Annotated in this window: 23 protein-coding genes and 2 pseudogenes; 12 read left to right on the forward strand and 13 right to left on the reverse strand. The window is 60.7% G+C overall.

Going from position 1 to position 23,903, the window contains the following annotated elements; genetic code table 11:
* Positions 1 to 76: 76 nt before the first annotated feature.
* Positions 77 to 442 (reverse strand): hypothetical protein, encoded by a 366-nt coding sequence (locus VSR71_RS27240; protein ID WP_342916878.1) that lies wholly within the window; start codon positions 440 to 442, stop codon positions 77 to 79.
* Positions 443 to 722: 280 nt separating this feature from the next.
* Here VSR71_RS27240 and VSR71_RS27245 point away from each other — a divergent pair, with 280 nt between their 5' ends.
* From VSR71_RS27245 to purF, 10 genes are all read left to right on the forward strand, one after another.
* Positions 723 to 1,784 (forward strand): patatin-like phospholipase family protein, encoded by a 1,062-nt coding sequence (locus VSR71_RS27245; RefSeq protein WP_342916879.1) that lies wholly within the window; start codon positions 723 to 725, stop codon positions 1,782 to 1,784.
* A gap of 20 nt (positions 1,785 to 1,804) precedes the next feature.
* Positions 1,805 to 3,814, forward strand: coding sequence for an acyl CoA:acetate/3-ketoacid CoA transferase (locus tag VSR71_RS27250; protein WP_342916880.1), 2,010 nt, complete (start codon positions 1,805 to 1,807; stop codon positions 3,812 to 3,814).
* 188 nt (positions 3,815 to 4,002) lie between these two features.
* Complete coding sequence (locus VSR71_RS27255; RefSeq protein ID WP_342916881.1) at positions 4,003 to 4,593, forward strand: TetR/AcrR family transcriptional regulator; 591 nt, start codon at positions 4,003 to 4,005, stop codon at positions 4,591 to 4,593.
* A gap of 220 nt (positions 4,594 to 4,813) precedes the next feature.
* The gene (locus VSR71_RS27260) at positions 4,814 to 5,539 is read left to right on the forward strand and encodes a cysteine hydrolase (RefSeq protein WP_342916882.1); all 726 of its coding nucleotides are present in this window, start codon (positions 4,814 to 4,816) and stop codon (positions 5,537 to 5,539) included.
* Positions 5,540 to 5,631: 92 nt separating this feature from the next.
* Positions 5,632 to 5,862, forward strand: coding sequence for a DUF2798 domain-containing protein (locus tag VSR71_RS27265; protein WP_342916883.1), 231 nt, complete (start codon positions 5,632 to 5,634; stop codon positions 5,860 to 5,862).
* Positions 5,863 to 5,931: 69 nt separating this feature from the next.
* A complete protein-coding gene (locus VSR71_RS27270) occupies positions 5,932 to 6,594 on the forward strand; it encodes a carbonic anhydrase (protein ID WP_342916884.1) in 663 nt (220 codons plus the stop codon).
* 36 nt (positions 6,595 to 6,630) lie between these two features.
* The gene (gene cynS / locus VSR71_RS27275; RefSeq protein ID WP_133096743.1) at positions 6,631 to 7,101 is read left to right on the forward strand and encodes a cyanase; all 471 of its coding nucleotides are present in this window, start codon (positions 6,631 to 6,633) and stop codon (positions 7,099 to 7,101) included.
* Between the two features lie 88 nt (positions 7,102 to 7,189).
* On the forward strand, positions 7,190 to 7,453 hold the full coding sequence (locus VSR71_RS27280; protein WP_342916885.1) for a hypothetical protein: 264 nt from the start codon (positions 7,190 to 7,192) through the stop codon (positions 7,451 to 7,453).
* 57 nt (positions 7,454 to 7,510) lie between these two features.
* Complete coding sequence (locus VSR71_RS27285; protein WP_342916886.1) at positions 7,511 to 7,774, forward strand: hypothetical protein; 264 nt, start codon at positions 7,511 to 7,513, stop codon at positions 7,772 to 7,774.
* A 593-nt stretch (positions 7,775 to 8,367) separates the two neighbouring features.
* Positions 8,368 to 9,825: an amidophosphoribosyltransferase gene (gene purF / locus VSR71_RS27290; protein ID WP_342916907.1), complete on the forward strand. Its 1,458-nt coding sequence runs from the start codon at positions 8,368 to 8,370 to the stop codon at positions 9,823 to 9,825.
* A 106-nt stretch (positions 9,826 to 9,931) separates the two neighbouring features.
* On the opposite strand, the gene VSR71_RS27295 is transcribed toward purF, so the two are convergent.
* The 7 genes from VSR71_RS27295 to VSR71_RS27325 all read right to left on the reverse strand — a co-directional run bounded on the left by VSR71_RS27295 (position 9,932) and on the right by VSR71_RS27325 (position 18,052).
* Entirely contained in the window at positions 9,932 to 10,156 is a 225-nt protein-coding gene (locus tag VSR71_RS27295; protein ID WP_342916887.1) for a hypothetical protein, read from the reverse strand.
* Between the two features lie 340 nt (positions 10,157 to 10,496).
* A complete protein-coding gene (locus tag VSR71_RS27300; protein ID WP_342916888.1) occupies positions 10,497 to 10,664 on the reverse strand; it encodes a hypothetical protein in 168 nt (55 codons plus the stop codon).
* Between the two features lie 60 nt (positions 10,665 to 10,724).
* On the reverse strand, positions 10,725 to 12,110 hold the full coding sequence (locus tag VSR71_RS27305) for an FAD-binding oxidoreductase (protein WP_342916889.1): 1,386 nt from the start codon (positions 12,108 to 12,110) through the stop codon (positions 10,725 to 10,727).
* Between the two features lie 121 nt (positions 12,111 to 12,231).
* A complete protein-coding gene (locus VSR71_RS27310; RefSeq protein ID WP_342916890.1) occupies positions 12,232 to 15,489 on the reverse strand; it encodes an AAA family ATPase in 3,258 nt (1,085 codons plus the stop codon).
* 348 nt (positions 15,490 to 15,837) lie between these two features.
* Complete coding sequence (locus tag VSR71_RS27315; protein WP_342916891.1) at positions 15,838 to 16,266, reverse strand: hypothetical protein; 429 nt, start codon at positions 16,264 to 16,266, stop codon at positions 15,838 to 15,840.
* Between the two features lie 126 nt (positions 16,267 to 16,392).
* Positions 16,393 to 17,448 (reverse strand): hypothetical protein, encoded by a 1,056-nt coding sequence (locus VSR71_RS27320; protein ID WP_342916892.1) that lies wholly within the window; start codon positions 17,446 to 17,448, stop codon positions 16,393 to 16,395.
* 97 nt (positions 17,449 to 17,545) lie between these two features.
* Positions 17,546 to 18,052, reverse strand: a complete 507-nt coding sequence (locus VSR71_RS27325) for a response regulator transcription factor (protein WP_342916893.1) — start codon at positions 18,050 to 18,052, stop codon at positions 17,546 to 17,548.
* A 726-nt stretch (positions 18,053 to 18,778) separates the two neighbouring features.
* On the opposite strand from VSR71_RS27325, the gene VSR71_RS27330 reads away from it, so the two are divergent.
* Complete coding sequence (locus VSR71_RS27330; protein WP_342916894.1) at positions 18,779 to 19,012, forward strand: hypothetical protein; 234 nt, start codon at positions 18,779 to 18,781, stop codon at positions 19,010 to 19,012.
* A gap of 82 nt (positions 19,013 to 19,094) precedes the next feature.
* Here VSR71_RS27330 and VSR71_RS27335 read toward each other — a convergent pair whose 3' ends face one another.
* Positions 19,095 to 20,630, reverse strand: a complete 1,536-nt coding sequence (locus VSR71_RS27335; protein ID WP_342916895.1) for a hypothetical protein — start codon at positions 20,628 to 20,630, stop codon at positions 19,095 to 19,097.
* A gap of 66 nt (positions 20,631 to 20,696) precedes the next feature.
* The gene (locus VSR71_RS27340) at positions 20,697 to 21,401 is read right to left on the reverse strand and encodes a glycoside hydrolase family 25 protein (RefSeq protein WP_342916896.1); all 705 of its coding nucleotides are present in this window, start codon (positions 21,399 to 21,401) and stop codon (positions 20,697 to 20,699) included.
* A gap of 427 nt (positions 21,402 to 21,828) precedes the next feature.
* Here VSR71_RS27340 and VSR71_RS27345 point away from each other — a divergent pair.
* Positions 21,829 to 22,092, forward strand: a pseudogene (locus tag VSR71_RS27345) (integrase core domain-containing protein); the annotation flags it as partial.
* Here the strand turns inward: VSR71_RS27345 and VSR71_RS27350 are convergent.
* The 3 genes and pseudogenes from VSR71_RS27350 to VSR71_RS27360 form a co-directional block, all read right to left on the reverse strand.
* Positions 22,089 to 22,301, reverse strand: a pseudogene (locus tag VSR71_RS27350) (DUF2726 domain-containing protein); the annotation flags it as partial. The pseudogenes VSR71_RS27345 and VSR71_RS27350 sit on opposite strands and share 4 nt — an antisense overlap.
* Positions 22,302 to 22,355: 54 nt before the next feature.
* Entirely contained in the window at positions 22,356 to 22,646 is a 291-nt protein-coding gene (locus tag VSR71_RS27355) for an excalibur calcium-binding domain-containing protein (protein ID WP_342916897.1), read from the reverse strand.
* Between the two features lie 435 nt (positions 22,647 to 23,081).
* Positions 23,082 to 23,732, reverse strand: coding sequence for an alternative oxidase (locus tag VSR71_RS27360; RefSeq protein ID WP_342916898.1), 651 nt, complete (start codon positions 23,730 to 23,732; stop codon positions 23,082 to 23,084).
* Positions 23,733 to 23,903 lie beyond the last annotated feature (171 nt).

Consider the following 23,903-nt stretch of genomic DNA (forward strand, 5'->3'; position numbering starts at 1 on the left):
ATCAGCCACCACGCACTCGGGACCCGTGACTTACGAGAACGCGCTTTGCACTAATGCCCGGGCCACCTCAAGATAGTCAGCCGGGCCGCTCGTCGTCCGTCGACTCCTGGAGCAAATGCCCGTACTCGTCAATTTCCTTCTGCGTTCGCACCTCGCTTTCCGCTATCTTCTCTGGCGTAACCTCACCGTCAACAAAACCGACTGATACCCGAAACACGCGCCGATCCTTGTCGACGATTCCTTGCAAGACCTTGTCGAATAGCTTTTCACCGGCTCGCATGCCTAGTGGCCGTGGCACCAGCACCTTGACCAGCAGGATTTCTTCGTCGCCGGTACCCTGCGCCACTTCAGCCAGTGCAGATCTCAGATAGCCCTTCAGTTTCAGGACACTCAGGTCACCCGGTACCGCGACGTGCGATACCCGAATCGATTTCTTGGCCATGCCTTCCAATTGAGCGTGTTGTCGACGAACCGAATATACCGCATGGTTCCATGGGTACCGATTGCTGTTGCCGAACCCCGGAAAATGTGCCGGTTCGTGAACAATGCGGCGGCAGCTAGCAAGCTCGCTCACACACCGCAGTGTTTGCAAGCGACGGCAGAGCCTATCCTCGTCAAGGGTCCCTCGTTTGCATCGCCCTCGCCTCCGACCACTCGGCCACGATAACCGCGAGGAGCGGCGGGCAGGGACGCGGCTGGACCCGGCACTGGAGGGACGTGACATGTCTGACACCGGGGTAACGCGCCATGCCGGCGAGGCCAAGGGTGCCGTGAAGCTCATCACGCTTGCATTGCAGGGCGGCGGTTCCCATGGCGCCTTTGCATGGGGCGTGCTTGACCGTCTGCTCGAAGACGAACGGCTTGCCATCGAAGGCGTGAGCGCCACCAGTGCCGGCGCCATGAATGCAGCAGTACTCGCCTACGGCTTGCTTAAGGGTGGGCCGCCTGGCGCTCGCGCCGCACTGCACAATTTCTGGCAAGACGTTTCCGGCACCGCTCGGCTCTACAGCCCATTCCGCAAATTGCCATGGGAGGTCTGGATGCGTAGCGGCTATGGGCTCGACAGCTCGCCGATGTACCTGATGACGGACCTGCTGCTGCGCCTGTTCTCCCCCTACCAGTTCAATCCATTCAACTTCAACCCGCTGCGCGACGTTCTTGCCCACCACGTCGATTTCGATGCCCTGCGCCGGGATTGCCCGATCCAGCTCTACCTGTGCGCAACCAATGTCGAGACCGGCAAGGTGCGCCTGTTCTCGCGCGAGGAAATCTGCCTGAAGGCAGTGCTGGCCTCGGCCTGCCTGCCGTCCCTGTTCCAGGCCGTGGAGATCGACGGCCAGCACTACTGGGACGGCGGCTATGTCGGCAACCCCGCAATCTTCCCGCTTATCTATCACTGCAGCACGCGGGATGTGGTGATCGTTCATATCAACCCCATCATTCGCACGGGCGTGCCGAAGACCGCCGCGGAGATTCTCAATCGCATCAACGAAGTCAGCTTCAATTCTTCGTTGATCCGCGAGCTTCGTGCGATCAGCTTCGTCACCGCCCTGATCCAGGATGGCAAGATAGACCGGGCCGAGATGAAGGAAATGCTGATCCACGCCATCCGCTCGGACCAGACCATGACGGCGCTCGGCGTGTCCAGCAAGCTCAATGCGGACTGGGACTTTCTTTGCCACCTGCGTGACCAGGGGCGTAATGAGGCCGGGCATTGGCTGGCGCAGAACTACAGCGCAATCGGCGAACGCTGCAGCGTCGACTTGCGCAAGGAATTCCTTTGACGAACTCGCAAGGTGAGAACATGAGCTCGCAAGCAACAACGATTCGTCTGGCCGTCCACTCGCGCGAGAACGGCAAACTGGTCTCGGCACGCGAAGCGGTGCGCCTGATCCGCGACGGCGATACCGTGGCGACCGGCGGCTTCGTCGGCATCGGTTTCGCGGAAGAAATTGCCATCGCCATCGAGGAGCTCTGCCTTGCGCAGGAAAACGAGGCGCCAGTCAGCCTGACAAAGCCCCGCAACCTGACGCTGGTCTACGCCGCAGGGCAGGGAGACGGCAAGGAACGGGGCCTGAACCATCTCGCGCTGCCAGGCTTGGTGAAGCGGGTAATCGGTGGACACTGGGGCCTGGTGCCGAAGCTCCAGCAGCTCGCGGTAGGCAACCAGATCGAAGCCTACAACCTGCCGCAGGGCGTGATCACCCATCTGTTCCGCGATATCGCGGCCGGAAAGCCTGGCCACCTCTCGCGCGTCGGACTAGGCACCTTCGTCGATCCGCGCTTTGGCGGCGGCAAGCTGAACGAGCGTACCACCGAGGATCTGGTCGAGCTGATGCGCATCGGGGATCAGGAGTATCTGTTCTACAAGGCCTTCCCGATCCACGTCGCCATCGTGCGCGGCACCACCGCCGATCCGGACGGCAATATCACCATGGAGCGCGAAGCCCTGACGCTGGAAGCCCTGGCGATCGCCATGGCTGCGCACAACTGCGGCGGCCTGGTGATCGTCCAGGTGGAGCGCATCGCCGAACGGGGCTCGCTCAATCCGCGCCAGGTGAAGATTCCGGGCGTGCTGGTGGACTGCGTGGTGCTGGCCCGCCCCGAAAACCACCAGCAGACCTTTTCCACCCCATACAACCCGGCCTTCTCCGGCGAAGTCCGCGTGCCTGTGAGCAGCGTGGCGCCGATGCCAATGAGCGAGCGCAAGATCATCGCCCGGCGTGCGGCCATGGAACTCAAGCCGAACAGCGTGGTGAATCTCGGCATCGGCATGCCGGAAGGTGTCGCCAGCATCGCCAACGAGGAACGGATCCTCGACCTTCTGACGCTCACCGCCGAGCCAGGCGTGATCGGCGGCATCCCTGCCGGCGGGTTGAACTTCGGCGCGGCGACCAATCCGGACGCGATCATCGACCAGCCCTATCAGTTCGACTTCTACGACGGCGGCGGGCTCGATCTCGCCTTCCTCGGGCTGGCGCAGGCCGATTCCATGGGCAACCTGAACGTATCCCGGTTCGGGCCGCGCCTGGCTGGCGCCGGGGGCTTTATCAACATCAGCCAGAACGCCAGGAAGGTCGTGTTCGTCGGCACCTTCATGGCGGGCGGCAGCGAGATCGCGATTGCCGACGGCAAGCTCCAGATCCACCGCGATGGCAGCGCCAGGAAGTTCGTCCAGGAAGTGGAGCACCGCACGTTTTCCGGCCCGCACGCGGCCGCGGCCAACAAGCCGGTCCTGTATATCACCGAGCGGTGCGTGTTCGAGTTGAGCGCGCAAGGCCTGGAACTCATCGAGATTGCGCCCGGCGTCGATCTGGAACGCGATATTCTCGCCAAGATGGACTTCGCGCCGATCGTGCGCTCGCCAGCCCTGATGGATGCGCGGATCTTCAGCCCTGAGCCGATGGGACTGCGCGCGGACGTGTTGCGCCTGCCACTGGAAGCACGCGTCAACTACGACGAAGAGAAGAACATCCTGTTCCTGAATTTCGAACAGCTCGAGGTGAAGCGCCCGGAGGACATCGCGGCGATCCGCGCGCAGGTATGCCGCGTCTGCGAACCGCTGGGTCATAAGGTTTATACCGTGGTCAACTACGAAGGCTTCGTTCTTGACCGCAGCGTGGAGGATGCCTATGTCGAAATGATCGAGGAAATGGTGCAGCGCTTCTATATCGGCGTGACCCGCTTCACCACAAGCGGCTTCATGCGTGCCAAGCTCGGTGACACCCTCGCCCGGCGCGGGCTTGCTCCCTATATCTATGAGACCGAGGCAGAGGCAGAGGCATCCTTGCACGACCAACCGGAAAGCCACTGATGCGCACAAAGCAGGAGATGCAAGCAAGAGCTGCAGCGGCCCTCAACAGATTTGCCTCGGTCGCCGTCAGGCAATGCCATGGTTCACCTGGCGACTGCGCAACCTGAAGAACTTATCGCAATCCCGCGTTTGACAAATAGCCAACCAGTCGTCTATTATCACTTCACCCCCTTACTAACTGTTTTGACATGCCCAGGCCCGCCAACCCCGAGATCCGCAACCGACTGCTCATCGACGGCGGTCATGTGATTCACAGGTCCGGTTTCAATGGGTCGGGCGTGCAGGATATCGTGGCGGCCGCAGAGGTTCCCAAGGGATCCTTCTACAGCTACTTCGACAGCAAGGAGGCCTTTGCCGCCGAAGTACTCGAAGGCTATTGGGAGTCAATTGAACAACGCCACGGCAGAGTGATGTACGACGCGCCCCTCACGCCGTTGGCCAGGATCGAAAAGTTGTTCGAGTTGATGGTGGCGGACCACGCGGCACAAGATTTCAGGATCGGGTGCCTTGTAGGCAACCTTTCCCTCGAAGTGTCCAATACCAGCGGTGTTGTCCGAACGGCTCTGGAGCGTATTCTGGCGCGCTGGGAAGGCATGATCACAGCCAGCCTTGATGAGGCCAAAGTGCGCCAGGAGCTGCCGGCGGACTGTGATACCGCGCAGCTCGCATCCGTCATCATCGAGGCTTGGGAGGGGGCGGTCCTGCGCAGCAAGGTTGAGCGCAATGGCGAGGCCTGCCGACGCTTTCAGCAAGTCACGCTAAAGCGGTTGTTGTACTGAATTTTTTTACGGTTTTAAAAAGCCGACTGGTCGCCTATTTATACCGAATTCATTGTGAAGCTGATCGTCTACCCCGGTGCGCCGCATGGGCTCACCGACACGCACAAGTACAGGTTCAAACGCCGACCTGTTGGCATTCATTCGTAGTTGAAACGACGCCGCATCTGCCGGACCCTGCGAAAGCGCCGGCAGACTGGGCTCACCATAAGAGGTACTTCCAATGTGCAACCACCACGCCCCCTATGCAGATCCTGTTGATCCGGCTCTGCCGAAGTCCAGCATTACACTGGACCTGCCCCGCACCGCGCTCGTCGTGATTGACCCGCAGATCGACTTCATGAGTCCCGAAGGCCGCAGCTGGGGCGTGGTCGGAGAAAGCGTGACGGAGCAGAACCTCGTGCCCAACCTGGTCCGTCTGTTCGAGGCCGCAAAACAGGCGGGCATCACGGTCGCCATCTCTCCTCACTATTACTTTCCCCATGATCACACGTGGAAAGTGCAGGGCCCCGCCGAAATGTTCCAGCATGCCATCGGCATGTTCGACCGTCCTGGCGCGCTGAACCTGGACGGATTCCGTGACTCGGGCGCGGACTTCATGCCGGAGCTCAAGCCGTATATCGAGGATGGCAAGACCATCATCTGCTCCACGCACAAGCTGTACGGCCCGCAGGCTAACGATCTTGTCCTGCAATTGCGCAAGCAGCGCGTCGACCAGGTGATCCTTGCGGGCATGGCCGCCAATTTGTGCGTCGAATCACATCTGCGGGATCTGCTGGAGCAAGGTTTCGAGGTTGCTGTCGTGCGCGACGCCGTAGCAGGGCCGAAGCTACCGGAAGGCGACGGGTATCACGCGGCGCTGGTCAACTTCCGCTTCATCGCAAACGCGCTGTGGGATACCAACGAAACCGTGCAGCGGTTGGCAGGAAAGGTTGGAGCAGCCGAATAGCGCCTGTCATGCGCCAGGGGCGACAGTCCCTTGGCGCGGCAATGGCGGGGTGCATGAATGTCCGGTTCAAAGAATGCATAGGGGCGACTCACATGCCTAAGATTCCTTCGCGCTACAGCTATTTCGCCTATGGCGTTATCCAGGCCGGATTGACCTGCTCCATCGCTGCTGCCATCGCAAGCATTCCATTTGCAGACGAAGGCCTGTTCTTCCAGCACTGGCTAAGGTCCTGGAGCGTTTCCTGGCTGACCATGCTGCCGGTTGTCGTGTCGGCCACGCCCATCATTCGCCGCCTGGTCGATCGCATGACAAATCACTCTTAGGCCAAGAGCAAATTCAATCCACTCTTCCCATGACGAAACCCTGTCCAGGACTGATGGAGCGGCAACTAGATGCAAGACATTATCGACGGCGTACTGAAATTCCAGCGAGACGCCCTCCCACACCGATCAGACCTCTTCAAGCGCCTCGCTAACAGTCAGAGCCCGGGCACGTTGTTCATCGCGTGCTCGGATAGCCGGGTGGTGCCAGAACTCCTCACGCAGAGCGAACCCGGAGACCTGTTTGTCATCCGCAACGCCGGCAATATCGTGCCGGCATACGGCGCACAGCCAGGCGGGGTATCGGCCAGTGTCGAATATGCCGTCGCCGGACTGAACGTCACCGACATTGTGGTCTGCGGCCACTCCGACTGCGGCGCCATGACCGCGGTGGCCACGTGCAAATGCCTGGACCACATGCCCGCCGTGAAAGGCTGGCTTCACCACGCGGACGCCGCCAAGGCCGTCAACGAAGCGCGAGAGCACGCATCCGCGCAAGCACGCGTGAATTCCATGGTCCGCGAGAACGTCATCGCTCAGTTGGCCAACATCAAGACCCACCCCTCCGTGGCGCTCGCGCTTGAACAAGGCCGCCTGAACCTGCACGGCTGGGTCTACGACATCGAAACCGGCGCGATCGATGCCCTGGATGGCGCTACCAATACTTTCGTTTCGATCGCGGCGCATCCCGATGCATCCGCAACCTCACGCAGGCGCGAGTCGATCGGCGCCTGAATGCCCACCCCACTTCCATCCTCTCAAGGAGTCCGCATGACCCAATCCCAATTCAGCCAATCCTCCCGTCAAGCCCTGAGCGATGACATCATCGACGCCAAGATCCGCAAGGGGCTCACATTCGAGCAGATCAACGAAGGCACCGGACTGAGCCTGGCATTTGTCACGGCCGCCCTGCTCGGCCAGCATCCGCTGCCCTCCCCCGCGGCAAAGATCGTCGCCGACAAGCTGGACCTGGGCGAAGATGCCGTGCGCCAGTTGCAGACCATTCCTGTGCGCGGCAGCATTCCTGGCGGCGTGCCGACTGACCCGACCATCTACCGCTTCTACGAGATCGTGCAGATCTACGGCTCGACGCTCAAGGCCCTGGTTCACGAGCAGTTCGGCGACGGAATCATCAGCGCCATCAACTTCAAGCTCGACATCAAGAAGGTGGACGACCCCGAGGGCGGCCACCGCGCGGTGATCACCCTCGACGGCAAGTACCTGCCGACCAAGCCGTTCTAATGTCTTGATGTGGCACCTACTTGCAGGGCGCCGAAGGTGCCCCATTTTTTAGTCGACCACACGAACGTGGTCGCTATTGGATACCATCATGTCCACATTTTCCGCAGCCCTGGCCGTCGCCGCATTGATGGGATGCGCGCTCGCAATTTCTTCCGTCATCGCCAGTAACCCTTCGGTCGACAAGCCGGCTTGTGTCCATCAGCGTATTGACGAGCGGACGACCTCGCAAGCCCAGCCCTCCGATATCCACGGGACGCCGCTGAGCGTCGCCCGCCTCGATAGGCGACGTGACCCCTTGTCGGATGACGCGCGCAGCCTGGCGGCGGCAGCCGCAGACGAAACCACCGGATAGCGACTGACCAGTGCCGTCCAGTTGCCTCGGATTTCTTACTATCACGAGTTTCCCGACATGGCTATCAAGCTGCTGCATCCCCTGGCCGGCCCACGCCACGGCAACACGGTGGTACAGCGACTGGCTTGCGCTGGCGACGACGACCGATGCGTTTTTGTGCTTGAGTGTCGCTACTTCACGTCAGTGATGACACCTAGAGGCCTGCGCGTCTATCCAGGCGCAAAAAACTGGCGCCTGTCCAGCGGAGAACTTGTCGAGTTGATCGACAAAGATCTGTTTCTCATCCCTCACACCGGTGAAATGCTCATGAGAGTTGGATGATTCGAAAACGGTCGGATGACTCATCAGGCCGCGGTCAAGCACAACATGTAAGCTCGTTCCACACCGCACACGAATTGGCCTGCGTGGGGTGGTCAGGGGCAAGCCTGGGCGGGCCACCGCCTGGTTCAACCACCGCCGCCTTCTGGGGACGATTGGAAACATTCCCCGCCGAGGCCGAAGACCTGAGTCCCGCATGGCCGTGTGACTCAAACATCGTTATCGCACGCAGCGCGATGACATCTTGCATGGGCCCCGACTATGCGCGTGCGAGTTCAGTGAGATCGCGTGATGGGGACTTGACTATAACCAACCAGTCGTCTATTATTATTTCCGCTGCTCACCGACCACCGCGACTGCCAAGACGCGCGCGCTAACCTCGAGAATCCGTAACTGACGACTGCTTATCGACGATGGTCGTATGATTCACAGTGCCGTTTCAATGGGTCCGGCAGGCCATCGTGCAGCGTTTCATTCATAATACATAGACAACCAGTCATCCTATTACGACACACGACTACGTCCAATGATGCCTTGCGTTGGGCCGGGTGCTATGAATAGTTTGATCGACCAAGCCGCAAGAGCGCGGAGGCATGATGTGCGGAATTGTAGGAATCGTCGGGGCAGGACCAGTCAATCAGTTGTTGTATGACACACTCCTGTTACTACAACATCGTGGGCAAGATGCCGCTGGCATTGCGACTTCGCGGGGAAGTCAGTTTTATTTGCACAAAGCGAAGGGGCTTGTACGCGATGTGTTTCGTACCCGCGACATGCGCTCACTCTACGGGCACAGCGGAATTGGCCATACACGATATCCAACGGCAGGTTCAGCTGCGAGCGACGAGGAGTCCCAGCCGTTTTATGTAAACGCCCCTTTCGGCATTACGTTATCGCACAACGGCAACCTAACCAATACGACGCAGTTGCGCGCCGAACTTCAGTCGCTCAATCACCGACACGTCAATACGCGGTCTGACTCAGAGGTCCTGTTGAACGTCCTCGCGAGCGAGTTACAGGATGTGACCTGTGGCACAGGTATTGATAGCGACGCCGTATTCCGCGCAGTCTCCGGCGTCCATCGTCGCGTGCGTGGAGCGTACGCCGTAGTTGCGAGTATCGCCGATCAGGGGCTGCTCGCATTTCGCGACCCTAACGGTATCCGTCCCCTGTGCATTGGTTACCGTGAATTCGGGCCGACGAGGGAATGGATGATCGCTTCAGAATCCGCAGCCCTGGAAGCGAGCGGGTTCACCTTGATGCGCGACGTAGCACCCGGCGAAGGTATATTCATTGACCACGCAGGAAAATTGTCTTACAAGCAATGTGCATCAAATGCGCGCAACCTTCCATGTGTGTTCGAATATGTATATTTCGCTCGGCCGGACTCCGTGATTGAGGGAGTGTCAGTGTATGCCGCACGGATGCGGATGGGCGAATACCTTGCCAGATCGGTCGCGTCGAATTTCCGCTCGGCCGACATTGATGTGGTAATGCCAGTTCCCGATTCGTCCCGTCCCGCAGCCATGCAGCTTGCAGCCAGCCTAAACCTTCCTTATCGCGAGGGGCTGGTAAAGAGCCGTTACATAGGTCGCACTTTTATCATGCCTGGCCAACAAATGCGCCAAAAATCCGTACGCCAAAAGCTTAACGCCATGGGCGTAGAGTTCAAGGGGAAGAACGTTCTCATCGTTGATGATTCAATCGTTCGTGGGACTACCAGCCGTGAAATCGTCAACATGGCACGCGCTGCGGGCGCCAATCGAGTCTACCTTGCCTCTGCGGCAGCCCCAATCCGTCACCCAAACGTTTACGGAATCGATATGCCCTTGCGAGAGGAACTGATTGCAAGCGGCCGCGATGTCGACCAGGTTAGCACCATCCTCGGCGTGGATGGTTTGGTGTATCAGGACATCATGGACATGCAAAGATCGGTAACCGATCTTAATCCGGCCCTCAAAGGGCTCGAGACATCATGTTTTGATGGCCGATACGTAACGGGAGACGTTACGCCCCAATACCTGGAGAGGCTGGGTGAGCTGCGGCGATGCTAGGTCTTGCAGATCCCAGAATGCCAGGAGTGGCCATACTTTAAGCCGCGGTGAATGACGAACGAAAACGAAGCGGCCCCGACAAACCGCCCCGTTTCCCAGCCCCGGCTCAGGACAGGCATTCCCCGCTGTCGCGCGCATCGCTGCGCGCGCCGTCGGTGAAGCCATCGCGCGCGCTGATGCGTGCGCCATCGATAAAGGCGTCGCGCTGGCCGTTGTGTCCCGGCACGGCAACGATCAGTGCATCAGCATATGCACCGGCGTGGGCGGTCTGACTGAGGACGGCGGCGAGTGCGACAGTGGCAAGCAGGGTCTTGGCAAGATTCTTACGCATTGCTATCTCCAACAGGGATGTCGGCGGCGCTGCCGCGGCGGCACTCCTCGTGCAGGCGATCAGACGGAACGGCACGGGCCGCACGGGATCGCCTCTGCCGTGCAAGCCGTTGCCTGGCGCAGGCCGGCCGCCATCTTGCGGCAGCGGCGTCGCGCCGGACTCCTGGATCAGTTGGTGCGGATGCGGGGAACGGAGCGCCCTGCGTCAGTGCAGCCTTCGGAGCATCGCGAACAGCGGCGCCAGCGACGTTAGTGAGGGCTGTAGCACGGCCGGCACTCTTTCCACGCGGGCCAGTCTCCTTTGGCTGCGCAGGCATGCGCCCCGTGTGCCCGAATGCCCCTTAGCGCAACAGGTACAGCGAATGCAGCTCTCCATTTGCTCGCTCGCCCGTGCCCGCCATAGCACCCATGGCGTTATCGCTGGAGCCATTCGCGTTGGCCCCGGTGTCGCGGCAACCGGCGCAAGCAAGCGTCAACGCTGTAAATCCCATGCACAACAACCTGTTCATGACAATCTCCTTCCGCTTGGCGCAATGGGTACCTGCGCCCCATGTCGTACTCGTGTTGCGTCAGGCGGGCCTGATGTTCTGATTCACGTTGAACAGGTTGGCCGGATCGTATTTGCGCTTGATCCGCGCCAGTCGCGCGTAATTGTCGCGATAGGACGCCTTCACATTGTCGTTCCCCTCGTCCATCATCATGTTGATGTAGCCGCCGCCAGCAGAGTGCGGATGCAGAGCCAGCCAGTAGTCCTTCGCCCACTGCACGATGCGATCGTTGTTGGCCGGGTCGGGATCCACGCCGACAATCACGCTGGCAAAGTTGGCATCGCGGTAGCTGAAGGCCGTGTCGTCGCATCCGGCACGATGCGCTGCGCCATTGATCGGATACAGGTGCATGGTCGAGTGCATCGACGGCAACTGCTGCGCGTACTTGATGTGCAGATCGATGGCCTTGTCGCTCAGGTCGCTGACGAAGTCGGCTTTCCAGTACCACTGCAGGCCCGCCGGATACAGTCCGTCGAACAGGCTCTGCAGGACAGGCCAGGGGATAGGCCCGGCAAAGTCCACCGCCGGCGGCATCGCCTGGCGAATCGGACGGAAATGCGTGTCGGCCTGATCGAGCGGCCCGGTGTAGCACCACACCACGGCGCACATCTTCTGCAGGTGAACTTCCTCTGGGAAGGGCGCTGCAGGCGGCACCGTGACGAAACCGAACCAGCCATTGATGTGCTGCGGGGCGCTCAGGATGAAGTCGCGCCACCATGTCATCAGCTCGCGTGCCTGCTCCATCGGCCATAGCATCGGGCCACCATAGACCGTGGCAACAGGATGAGCCTTGAACTCGAATGAGGTCACCACGCCGAAGTTGCCACCGCCGCCGCGCAATGCCCAGAACAGGTCGGCGTTTTCCTCGTCGCTTGCGGTGACGACGCGCCCGTCGGCCAGCACGACCTCGGCGCTGAGCAGATTGTCGATCGTCAGGCCGTAGGCGCGGCTGAGGTAGCCGATGCCGCCGCCGAGCGTCAGTCCGCCCACGCCAGTTGTCGAGATGAAGCCACTCGGCGTCGCCAGCCCGTAGGCACTGGCGGCGTGATCCACGTCGCCCCAGGTGCAGCCACCGCTAACCCGCAGCGTCTTGCGTCCGGCATCGACAAACACGCCCTTCATTGGCGACAGGTCGACCACCAGTCCGCCATCGCAGGTGCCGAGCCCGGCGCCATTGTGCGCGCCCCCACGCACGGCCAGCAGCATCCCGCCGTCGCGCGCGGCGTTCACCGCCGCGATGACATCCGCGACATCGATGCAGCGCGCGATGATCGCAGGATGCTTGTCGATCATTCCGTTGTACACGGCACGTGCCTGGTCGTAAGCCGCGTCGCCCGGCTGAATCAGTTGTCCCCGAAAATGCGCCTTGAGTGCGGTTGCGACGGGTTCGCTCAACGAAGCTTCCATGGTTGACTCCTGTCCGGCTGGTATGCAGGAGTTTTAGCAACCTCGGCGTTTCAAAAGCGTTAGGTGCGCCGTTACATGGGGGATTCCGCCTCCCGACTGGCGCGCGGCGGTCGACCGGCAACTAACGCGCGAGTAATGCCCGCGCCCTGACGATGTCGGGCTGATCGAAGCCCTCGGTGAATCGCGCAAGCGGCGCCTCGAGCACCTCATGCGGATCGACGTGCCCCTGCGAGATGCGCAGCGTTGTCCATGACAGGGTGGCACGCAGTTCAAGCGGGAGCGCGCGTTGGGCTGTAGCGATCTCGATCGCCTTGGTCAACGATGACTCGGCTTCGGCAAGGTTGGCGCTGCTGCGCAGCAGCAATTCACCGCGCAGACGGTACAGCTCGGCGTCCACCCAGTGCTCGCCAGTGCGCCCGGCGCATTCGAACGCCTGGTCCAAAGCCGCCAACGCAGCCTCGGTCTCTCCCACGTCGCCCAGGCATTCAGCCAGCATGCCCAGGTAGAGCGGCAGACGCAGGCGTGCGCCCGTCGCGTGAAAGCCCTCGATCGCCGCCTGCATCGCCACCACCGCGTCGGCGCCTGGCGACTGTTTCGCGTTTGCCCAGGCTAGCAGCATGCCTGCCCAGGCGAGGTAGTAGCCGACGTGGTACTGCTCGGCGACCCCGTGCGCCTGGTGGGCATAGTACAGCGTGAGACCGTGCTCACCTCGCAGCGCATGCTGCGTCGCGAGATATGACAGCGCGAGCGCTCGCGAGAACGGGTGTGCTACCCGGTTCGCCATCTCCAGCGCTTCGTGTCCACGCTGAAGGGCCTGATCGGCAAGCCCACCGAGCCATAGCGCGTGCGCCGACCACGCGGCAGCCAGCACGCCGAAGTTGCCGCCCATCAGGGACGCATGCTCGGCGTGCTGGGCTTCGTCATAAGCGGCGTGCGCGCGTTGATACGCCGGCTCGGCAGCCATCCAGTCGCCTTGCTGGACCAGGCTACCCATGACGCTGGTCCATGCCATCACCGAGTAAGTACCGGAATCCGGCGTCCCCAATCCCGCAATCAGTTCCTCGCTCAGGCGGCGGGCCTGTGCAAGTTCCGCCCTCACCGCCAGGAAAAATGAAAGACTGACCTGGGCGCGTGCCTGCTGATTGGTGTCCCCCGCCAGCCGGCTGAGTTCCACCGCGCGTCGCAGCGGCGCCTCCAGTTCGGGGGCCGCCCAACCTCGGGCGATGCGAATCGGTGGCGCAAGGTCGAGTTGCAGGACCAGCGATTGACTGGCGCGCTCCTGAGGATCGGCAATCCGGTCCGCTTGCACCAGCCCGCGCGTCAGCAATGCAATGGCATCGTCATAGGCGTACACACTCTGCGCCACGCCGGCCGCGCGCCGATAGAATGCCGCCGCCTGGGCTGGCAGGCCCGCCTGCTCATAGTGCGAGGCGATCTGCGCGCTTGCCGCGTCGGCATCGCCTGGCGCCTGCTCGAGCGCTCGCGCCACGCGCAAATGCAGGCGGCGGCGCTGCAGCGGACTCACTTCGGCGTATGCCACATCGCGGATCTTGTCATGGCTGAAGTCAAACGCCAGGCCACCACTGTCCGTCTGGCGCACGATGCGCCGCTGCCATAGTTCGTCCAGCGCGCCTGCCAGGGCATCCTCGCCGAGGTCGCTTGCCTGGGCGAGGATGTCGGTCGTGAACGCCCGGCCAATGATTGCAGCAACACCGACAATATCGCGGGTCCCCGGAGGAAGCTGCGCCAGCCGGTTCGAGATAATGGTGTAAACCTTGGGCGGCAACTTCGACGCCATGCCGCCCTGTGCATTCCCGACCGGCATGGTGTCGGAGCGGGCCCGCATCATTTCGACCGCAAACAGCGGGTTCCCCTCGCTCTCTTCAAAAAGCCGGGTTGCTTCCGTGTCGGCCAGCGGCCGGTCCAGGATCTGGGCAGCTATCTTTGCCGTTTCGGCGGCATCGAGTGTCCCCAATGAGATCTCGATGAACTGGTCGTCGCGGCGCAGTGCGTCCAGCAACCGGTTCGCGGCGTGTAGCGGCATGATTTCCTCGGGCCGCGCCGTTGCGACCACCATAAGCCTTGCCGTCACATCGAAGCGCATCAGGAAGCGCAGCCATTCAAGCGTCTCGCCGTCGCACCATTGGAGGTCGTCGAGCAGCAATAGCAACGGCCCGCCTTGTGCAAGCACCGCTCGCGCAAGCGCCTCGAAGAACCGCTGGCGTTGCCAGTACTCGGTAAGAGGTGACGGCGGCGACAGTCCGGATTGCTGCGTGAGGAGTTCGGGCAACAGGCGCGTGACCTCGGTCAGCCACAGTCTGTCGAGCTTGCCGATCGCACCACTCAGGGCAGCGCTGCGAAGCCAGCCGGTCACCGGTGCAAACGCGAGCTGGCCCTCGGCTGCATAGGCGCGCGAATGCGCCACGGTAATGCCTTGCTCGGACAGATGGACAAGCAGTTCCTCTGCCAGGCGCGATTTGCCGATGCCGGCTTCGCCCAGGATCAGGACAAACTGCTTGTCGCCCAGCTGGGTACGCTGCCAGACTTCAAGAAGCCGGCGCCATTCGCCATGCCGACCAATCATTGGCAGCATTGCGTCCCGCGGGCGTTGGCGCTGCATTGACGCAGCCTGCCCAGCCAGCCGCGCATAGGCCTCGCGCATGGGTTCGCCGGGCAGGACGCCCAGTTCGCGGCCGAGCGTTTCCACACAGTTTTGATAGGCGCGTATGGCCGATGCGTGATCGTGGTTCAGCGCATGCAGGCGCATCAGCGCCATGCAGGTGGGTTCGCGGCACGGGTCGAGCCGCTGCAACTGCTGTGCGTACCTCAGCGCCTTTGCATAATCTCGCCGGTCCTCACTCAGTTGACCGAGGCGCGCAAGCGCCGCGATGCACTGTTCGCGCAACCTTTCGCGCTCGAAGTGGATCCACTCGTCATAGCAGTTGGCCAGCAGGTCACCACGATAGAGATCCGCGGCATGCGTCAGCGACTCTTCTTCAGCGCCTGCGTCGCCGTGCCTCGAGGCCCTGGCCGCTGCCGCAAGCGCGGACTGGAACTGAGCGACATCGAGGTCGAGCGCCGAATCGGGCAGCCATCGCACCGTTTGCGCATCGGCATGGACAAACTGATCTGCCTCCGGCCAGGCCTTGCGCAGCTGAAACAGCAGTTGACGCAGGGCATTGCGCGCCTGCGCCTGCGAGGAATCAGGCCAGAGTAGGACAGCAAGCTGCTGCCGCGTCTGCGGTGCGTCGCGATGCAGGACAAGGCAGGCGAGCAGTGCCTGCAAGCGGGGCGAGTTTGCGTTAAACCGGGGCGCGTCTGCGCCGTCGAGCTGGAACTCTCCAAACAAACAGACGGAGTAGCGGGCCTGGGAAGTCATACTGGAACGATTCACAATGGGAACCTGACTCTCAGATCAAGCAGGCCGCCGTGGTCTTGTCAAGGCCGGCATGCTTGTGTGTGACGTCCTACTCGCTTGAACCGCCGGCGGCGGGGGCGGCGGCGGATCGAAGCACCCTGCCGCTTGACGAGTCGGACGTTGAGGCCGATGAACCGGAAGTGGTGCTCGACCACGTCGCGACCCATATGCCCGTCGCCGACACCACGGCGCCCCGGTAAGCGCAAGGCCACGACACGCGACAAGCATGCCGTTATTGTCGTCGCGCTGACGCCGTGGAGCATGCCCGGCGGCCCCATCCTTGCCGCCAGGCTTACCTCTGGCCAGACCTTACCGCGTGCCGGCGCTGCAGCAATATGCCAGGAGGAATGTATGGGTTCCCGGGCTGTTGGTCACAATCGCCCGCATGTCCGAATTCAGCTTCGCCATCGCAGCGGTCACATAATCGGGCGCGGACAGCTTGCCATTGTTGAAATCGTGCACGGCGACAGCGACTGCCTTGTTGTCCCTGGTCTTCGGGGAGGCAAGGCTTCGGTCTTCCTGCGCGAACCGCTGGTCACGCGTGGCAACGGCGCCGACCTGGCCGCTGCAGTATCCATGGGTTCCCGACATGATGTGGATCGTGTTGCCATCACCGCTCAGTCCGGCGGCGATGGTGTTCAGTGCGCCTGCAACATCCCTCACGGTGCAGGGATCATGGAAGCCCCAGATCTGTACGGCGTTGGGGGCTTTTGGAGTGAGATTGACAAGGGTGGCCATGGCTTGATCTCCTTGAGAGCAATTGACAACGGCAAAGGGCCAGGGCCTGATGTCGCGCGCAGGCGCGTCGCGAGAGCGAGAACGTTCGCGTAGCAGCGTGATCGACATCCGGCGATGGCGGGGGCGCTACAGTTCGCGGGCGTGGGTCTGACCTGGCCAGACCCCCGTCATCTCGATCACACGACGGCCTGTCAGCCATTGCCCAAGCGGGTTGGGCCAACTGAAGCCGTAGTGATCACTGTTGATCATTCCCTGGAACTTCACGTCCACCCGGATGTTGGTAGCGTTGAGCGGAATGTTGCCAACCGTCCTCGAAATGCCGCCGGTCAGGGAAAATTCGTCCTTCTGCGAACCTTTCGGGGTGTCGTAGCTAATCTGGATGTGCGTGATATAGGTGCATCCCGGCTTGTTGTCGAAAAAAATCTCGAATGCGCCAAGCCGGGTGATCCAGTTCGGAATCAACAGCGTGCCGTCGAACGAGGCGAAGGTATAGGCGATCGGGATGGGAGACGAGGCGAGTTGCTCCGCCTGGTACGGCCAGAGATGCTGGTCCACGCTCTTGTTCTGGCTTGTGGAAACAAACGAGCCTTTTCCGTTGGCGCCGCCGAGCATGTCATGGACGGCGCCGGCCGAGCCGGCAATGGAAAAGGACGAGCTGTTGTCCTGCGAACCCACATTCAGTCCGCTATGCGCATAGACCGCGCTGGTCACCACCCCGAATCCTTGCGCCATCTGTCCATTCGAACCCATGCTGACGGACTGCGCCTGGTCGGAAAGCCACTTGAGCGTATCCGGCTTGCTGAGCAATGTCAGGTCGCTGATGAATGTTTCCGACGCGATGCTGAACTCGGATGCGAGGGACCCCACCGATGCGAAATCCCACTTCACTTCCACGCCCGCCGTGATCTTGGTGCCCGTATCCGGATCGGTTCCGGAACCATCCAGGTTCACGTTGGATTCGGTGCGCTGGACATTGCTGGACGACAGCTTCCATTGATTGGGGATGCCACGCGTGCTCAGCGCGAGCCCAGGCGTCTCTTCCCGGACCAGCGTGAAGTCACCGCTGTCCGGAGAAACGAAGCCGACAGCGCCTGGCTTGATATTCGGAGCCAGCGTCCAGTTGCCCCAGTAGGCCGGGCGGCCGTTTCGTATCAAGTCAGTGAAGGAACGATTCCAGTTCATGGTTCTACTCCCTTGCAAGCGATTGGGATCGGATGGCCTGTGCGGAGTTGGTGCATACCGCAGAGTCCAGTGTTGGCGTTGCAGGAGGGGCAAACAATTACTCCGAATGCGTATTCCTGACGCCTGCGCCTGCCGGGGTGTCCGTTCCCAAACTACTCTGAGGGTGCGTATCCTTGCTTTCAGGGCTTTGCAACTGCCTGGCGACCAGCATGAGATCCGCCAGTGCCTTGAGTCCCGTCTTGGAGCGGATATTCTCGATATGCTTGCTGACGGTCCGTGGGCTGATTCGGAGATTCCTGGCTATTTCCTTGGCTGTCAGGCCGAGTTCCAGCTTTCGCAGGATTTCTTTTTCTCGATCGCTCAGGATATCTGGCCTTGACACTTTCAATGGAGGATGGGGATCGGCGACATTGCCACGGTGTATCGCGAAAGAAACGAGCCTGGACGTGGTGTGGATATCCAATTTCGCGGATATGTTGTTTCTATGCTTCCTCACGGTAAACAAGGTAACGCCGAGACATATCGCAATTTCATTGGTACTCATGCCCTTGGCGATCAATGAAAGAACTTGCGACTCTCGTGCGGTCAGCTTTGGGGGAGACAACGCACCCTGCTGCCGTCGAAGATGGCGCTATAGGCGCGAAGCGGAAGACTGGCGGAGGTTCGTGAACCTGCCTTTCCGTCTGCCGAAGGCGGGCCCAGCGGAATCGCCAGAATGGGTGGCGGTCACGGAAGGCATATGCCGCCTCCTTGCTTAGAGACGAGCCTTGCCACCCCCGTGGCGAAGTCGGATGATCTGAAAGATGTTGATTGCTTTATACCGGCGCTGAGGATTGCCGATGGTGTTCCGGGATAGTATTTTGTTATTGTGGTTTTACTTTATCTCTCACATCGACCAATTTCATATATTGCGTTGCTACAATCTTAGCAGCGCGGAATGCCGCGAAAATTTTTATTGTTTAAAGCCAGATGTTAGGAGGCCTAATATCTTGCCGCGTTGGAGGTGGAGACGGCACGGCAGGATTGCGCTGCGCGTGCCTCGTCGCGGGTCCTGCTCCCAGGCAGAAGCACGTCCAGCGGTGAGCCTGCGTGCCGCTTGCAGACTTCAGGAGATCAAAGGGACCCCGGCGCGGGACCGGACCCGAAAAACGTGCAGGTCAGAATTAAACAGCGCGCAGTTGCACTTTGACGGCCATCTCCTACGCTGCATCCATTGCGGACAGATTGTCGATCACTGGCCAGGAAATCTGGCCGGCCTGCGCTCGATGAAATGCGCGCAGGCCGTCCGCTGCCGAACAGTTCTACTCGCTGGTCGCATAACCGCAGCTTCTTGCCACGACCCCGGCTGTCGTCACCCCTTATCGCAACAGAACCCGCGGCTGTCATCGACAAGCTTCCGGCCGAGATCGATAAGATCGCGAAAGAGAAGTCGACTCCCGAAAATCTCGCTGCCCACGGTGCAATTCCGCTGCCCGGCGCCATTGCCGACTATGCCAACGTGGTGCGCATCGTGACCCTGCGCTGGGGCGAGGTGATCTGGAACGCGAACACCTCGCTGGACTGAGGCAACCGGCGGCTGCAATCTGGCGACTTGGTCTGCCTCGTCGCCTGTCCTTACGCGGCCGCAACCTCAACCTGACCAGGCCTCAGGGATGCATCGAGACATCCGCATAGAGCTGACGCATGAAAGCCCGAAAGATGGGATTCATGACATCGTCATGGTTCCGGATGACTTCGCCGTCGGTTTCAATGTTCCAGACTAGGGTGTTCGCATTGTCTACCCCGTTGCCCTCTACAGGCGTCAGGTAACTGCCGCCGCAGAAGGTCCGGCCCCACTTGGGCTTGAGCAGGTGCTCCGGCGTCAGGTTCTGGCTGAAGAACTCGGCCGAGTTTTCTGCCTCAATCTTCTTGTTGAGACGGACTGCTTCTCCCAGGTCTGCAGCGGGCAGTGTCTGCAGTTGCTCCTCAGACTTCCAGTTCTGGCAACGGGTCTTGCCGTCTTGCACTGCAGCGCTCGCTTCGGGCGCTCCATTCGGCGCGTGACCATACAGTCGGTGTGTCAGATAGCGCGCTATGTGTCCGGGCGTATTCTTGATTGCGGTTCCCTCTTCGCTGGAAGCCTCATGCTCGAACAGCGCATTCACTGACCGTCCCAACGGAAAGGCAATACCAGTCGCCCAGTCCTTGGTCGAGGTAACCGACACGAACAGCGGTGGCTGAAACCGGACCGGTTGAAAGCGGTTGGCCACTCGATAGAGCGCCTCATAACGCGATGCCTCGAAGGCAGGATTGATCAGCACGATCATGTCCGCAGGCCTTTCCGCCAGGTCCTGCGCCGGCTTCACTCCACGCAGATCCTGTTGCGCAGCCAGTGCCTCGATTATCGGGCCGGACGTGGCAGCGTAAAGGATCAGCCCGCCAAAGCTATGGCCGATCATCAATGTGCGAATGCGCGGGCGCCTGACCGCCTGCTCGGAAGCCGCACCCGTCGTGACCACGGCGGACGCCGCTTCGTTGTTGTAGTAGTGCCGGATTGCCCGCAACCGCGCGAATAGCTCCCGCGCCGTCCCGACCGAAACGCGCCGCGCGGCCTCCTTGCGCGCCCAGAACGACAGGCTCAGCACTGGGTCGGGCACTACCCACGACTTCCCTCTCCATGCGACATAGACCCCCACAACTTTTCTCGGTGTGCCGTCTCGCCCTGCCCTGTCTCTCTCCTCAGCGGCAGCCGCCCGGAGCATGGTGCGAAAATGCCTCACATTGGCATCGTCCGACTGCGCGTTGTGCTTCCAACCGTGCACATATACGATGATGCTCAGGTCGTTGGGCTTGCCGTCGTCATGCTGGTCAAGAAGTTGCGTCAGCCGCTTCATCAGATGATCAATCTGACCCGAAGGACTGGCTGCAGGCTCGGCTCCGGATGCGGGCTTGTCTGGATAGAGCCAGCCCTGGTCGTCAAATTCAACGAAATGGAGTTCATAAGCGCCCTGCGTGACTTCCGGCGTCACTCGCATGCAGTCCGTCGACGGCCGCGCGTCGTCCTGAGCGTTGGCCGTGGGGAGCGGACAGTTCACTGCCTTGCCAGAGACGAGATGGGTCCGATACGCATAGTTCGGCGCGCATGCGCAGAGCAATAAAGTCACAAGCCCAGTCAAGACGCGTGCAAGGTATGAATCGCGCATGGACTTCTCCCCAGATTGCGCTTTCCGACAGGTCCTGGGCCGTGAGTCGTTTGGATTCGCCCACGCCTACGGATTCTGGTCGGTCGACCCTGGTGCCGTTCTGAAATACTCAGGGAATGGCCATTCCGCCTTCAACTGGGCTTCCGTTCCGGAATAGCAGTCCCGGTCGGTTGCATCGAGCCCCGGAAACGCGTGCGGCGATGGCCCCAAGTTGCCGTCCGTGTATTGCCACAGGGTGAATCGTGGCCACGTATCCACGGGGATCCCGATCGGCTGGTTCCTGTACCGGGCATACCACAGCGGGCAATTCTTGAGGATAGGGTCGGCGCCGTGGGCCTGGACGGCATCGCGGAGCATGTTGCCACCGTAGATCATGGGCCAGCGGCCGGTCTTGTCCTTCACCCTGGTGACGAAGTCATGGGCCTGATCCAGCGTCATGTCAGGTCCACTCGTGCTTGGTTCGAAATCAAGGCAGAAGAGCGTCCTGGAATTGTCCACCGCCGGATCGCCCCACTGCGCGACGGCCAGAAAATTGTCTGCCTGCAGGTTGGCCGGCCGGGAGCTGGAGAAGTGGTATGCGCCCCACAGCAATCCCGCGGCCAGCGCCTGGTCTCGCCGGTGCCTGTACTTGGGGTCTTGGAAGGTCGCGCCCTCGCTGGCCTTGTGGATGACTGCCCGGACACCGGCATTGAACGCTTTGACTGCGTCGAAACGGTTGTCATGGTTGATGTCGATAACGACATCGATTGTTCCAGCAAGAGCGCCTGGCATGGGAACCTCCCAATACGAATGGGCTTTGAATCACGCCAAAGCCACTGTCCGCCAGCGCACAGCTGCAACATGAGAGTGCTCTGTCAACTATCACATATGGTTTCTGGCCGCATCGGATGCTCTGCGGATTCTCTTGAAGAATAGAAAACGTTCAGACGGAGCATCTCATCCATGTGGATGAGATCGTATTGCAGGAAATTCAATGCTGATTGAAGCGACAAGATAGTCGAGTCATGGTCGCGAACCCACCAGGTGGCAGCGTCCAATGACCGCGAATGGACCGTGGACGCGCGCTCCGCTTCGTCGTTCGGCCTTCTGTCACCGTCGACCATGATCACCATGACCCGCCGCCGCTTATCAAGAGCATTCTGAATCGCGAAGTCCAATTCCCGTGAGCGCTTCGCCCAAGTGAACCGCCCCGGGTCTAGTGGAGGCTCCGGTTGGTAGCCGGGGCGACAGCTACGACAACGCCTTGGCTGAGATGATCAACGGCCTGTACAAGTCTGAACTGATTCATCGCCGCACTGCCTGGAAGACGCGTGAATCCGTTGAACTGGCCACGCTGGAATGGGTGGCATGGTTCAATCATCACCGGCTGATGGAACCCCTCGGCTATATCCCGCCCGCCGAAGCTGAGGCAAACTACTACCGGCATCTTAAAAAGCCTGCCACCGAACCGCTATTAACTTAAACCAACCAGCCTCCACGGTTCCCGGGACGGTTCATGATCGGAATTCCGGCCGATGCGAGAACGTCATTCTCTTGCTTATCGCGCTTCTGTGCTTTTTCGTTACCATGCGAGGCGCCGTCAAGTTCGATGACATAGAGCGATCGCATCGTTTGGCGCTCGCATATGAGGTAGTCGACATACTTCGGAGCGAACAGATTTCTGGCGGCTTGTGAGGGAAGGCGCGAGCCGACTTCTGCCCCACTCGACTGGGCTTTTCCGGCGTGTCAAAACGTACACTGGAGAGGCGGCGTCTCACATGGAATACCGTCGCCATCTCCATCTATCTTTACCGCCGGGCAATTCTTGAGGTAAAAGCGGGCTTCCGCGCAGGAAGCCATCTGGCTACAGTGCTGCTTGCCCTCGCAGCGGAATACTGGTTCCGGCGTTGGAGATATAACAGAAACTGCGATCGGCTGTGGCTCGGCGTCGACCACCACATTTTCCAGCGGCGCGTGAGTTTTGTAGTAGATTAAGACGGCCGCGGCGACCGCGACTAGCAGCAAGCCCTTGTTCATGTTGACCCTACTCTGCTTTTTCTTATGCAAAACGCAAGGATGCCACAGCTGGGTAGTAGTCGGTCTATCTCTCCGCCTGGATAAGGTTCAAGGACGGCGCATGTTGGAGCTTCCGCCCGGGGGGTGGGTCAACGCTGGCTCGCCTGTCTTGTCGACCGAAGAGAGCTAGATCGGGCATTATTCCAAGTCATCTGACCCCGTTGGTTTTCACAATCTTGTTCCCGACCCATGTGCACGACTGATGGCGCTGGAGAGATGCGCGCTGGCGGCAGGCACGGTGAGCCACCGGCGTGGCTCAAGAGCGCCGCATTTGGTTGCCCTCCTAAGCCATGACGGTGTGGCAACGAATTCTCCGCGCGGTGGCATGCCCTCGATTGCGACTAGTAAAATGCCCGCCGGCTGAGGCGGGCATCTCGATATTGCGGGGCTCTCCCCTTACGCAGCCTGACTGGTTACCCCGGTTGTGAGGGCATTGGCGAAGCCGTGGTTCACGTCACGGTGACCAACCTCGTCGTCGCGCACGGCCACCACCACGTCACGCAGGCGGGCATTCGCAGGCAAATTCCAGTATTCGATCGCGATGGCCGGGGCGGAGACGTTCTCGACGCGACCAGCGTCGATTTCGGCCAGGTAGAGGGTGTAGCTGATCACTGCTTGTTCTTCGAAATATCCGACCAACCGGTGCGCGGTCCGGGCGGACACCAGATACAACAAGAAGTAGGTCACGAAGAAGACGGCCTGCACGAGCAAGATCACGACTCGCTCAAACCAGCTCGGCCGGGCGATCTGGATAAACGTCATCAAGTGCATCCGTTCGTTCTCGGCTTCTTCGAGCAGAGTCCGAATCCATCCTTCATCGGCCACCATCCAGCGCAGGCAACGCAGGTGGACCAGCATGCCACCAACCATTCCAGGTACGGCCGCCACGGTTTCGAGCACGATGGCGCGGTTCCCATAGCGCTTGGCGAAGAATGTATCGGCGAAAAAGCGCAACATCATCGTGATGGCCAGGGCGACGCGGTCAGAAAAGCTGGTGACATTGTGATGAGTATCGAGGTCTGTCGACGGGTTGATGGGGGCTTGCATAATCGGCTCCGAAAGTTAGCAGCGTTGCGATTGCGATCGTTCAGGGCCTCTGACCAAGATAAGGCCGAATTGCTATCATAAGCCTTGAGGTTATGAAAACACTTCGCCTTATTCGGATTGAGAATAAGCAGTTCAGGCCGTGAACGCCTGCCCAAACTGCCTTGCCCGCTT

Origin of the sequence: Cupriavidus oxalaticus (genome assembly GCF_038900635.1) — a bacterium.
Lineage (GTDB): Bacteria > Pseudomonadota > Gammaproteobacteria > Burkholderiales > Burkholderiaceae > Cupriavidus > Cupriavidus oxalaticus_B.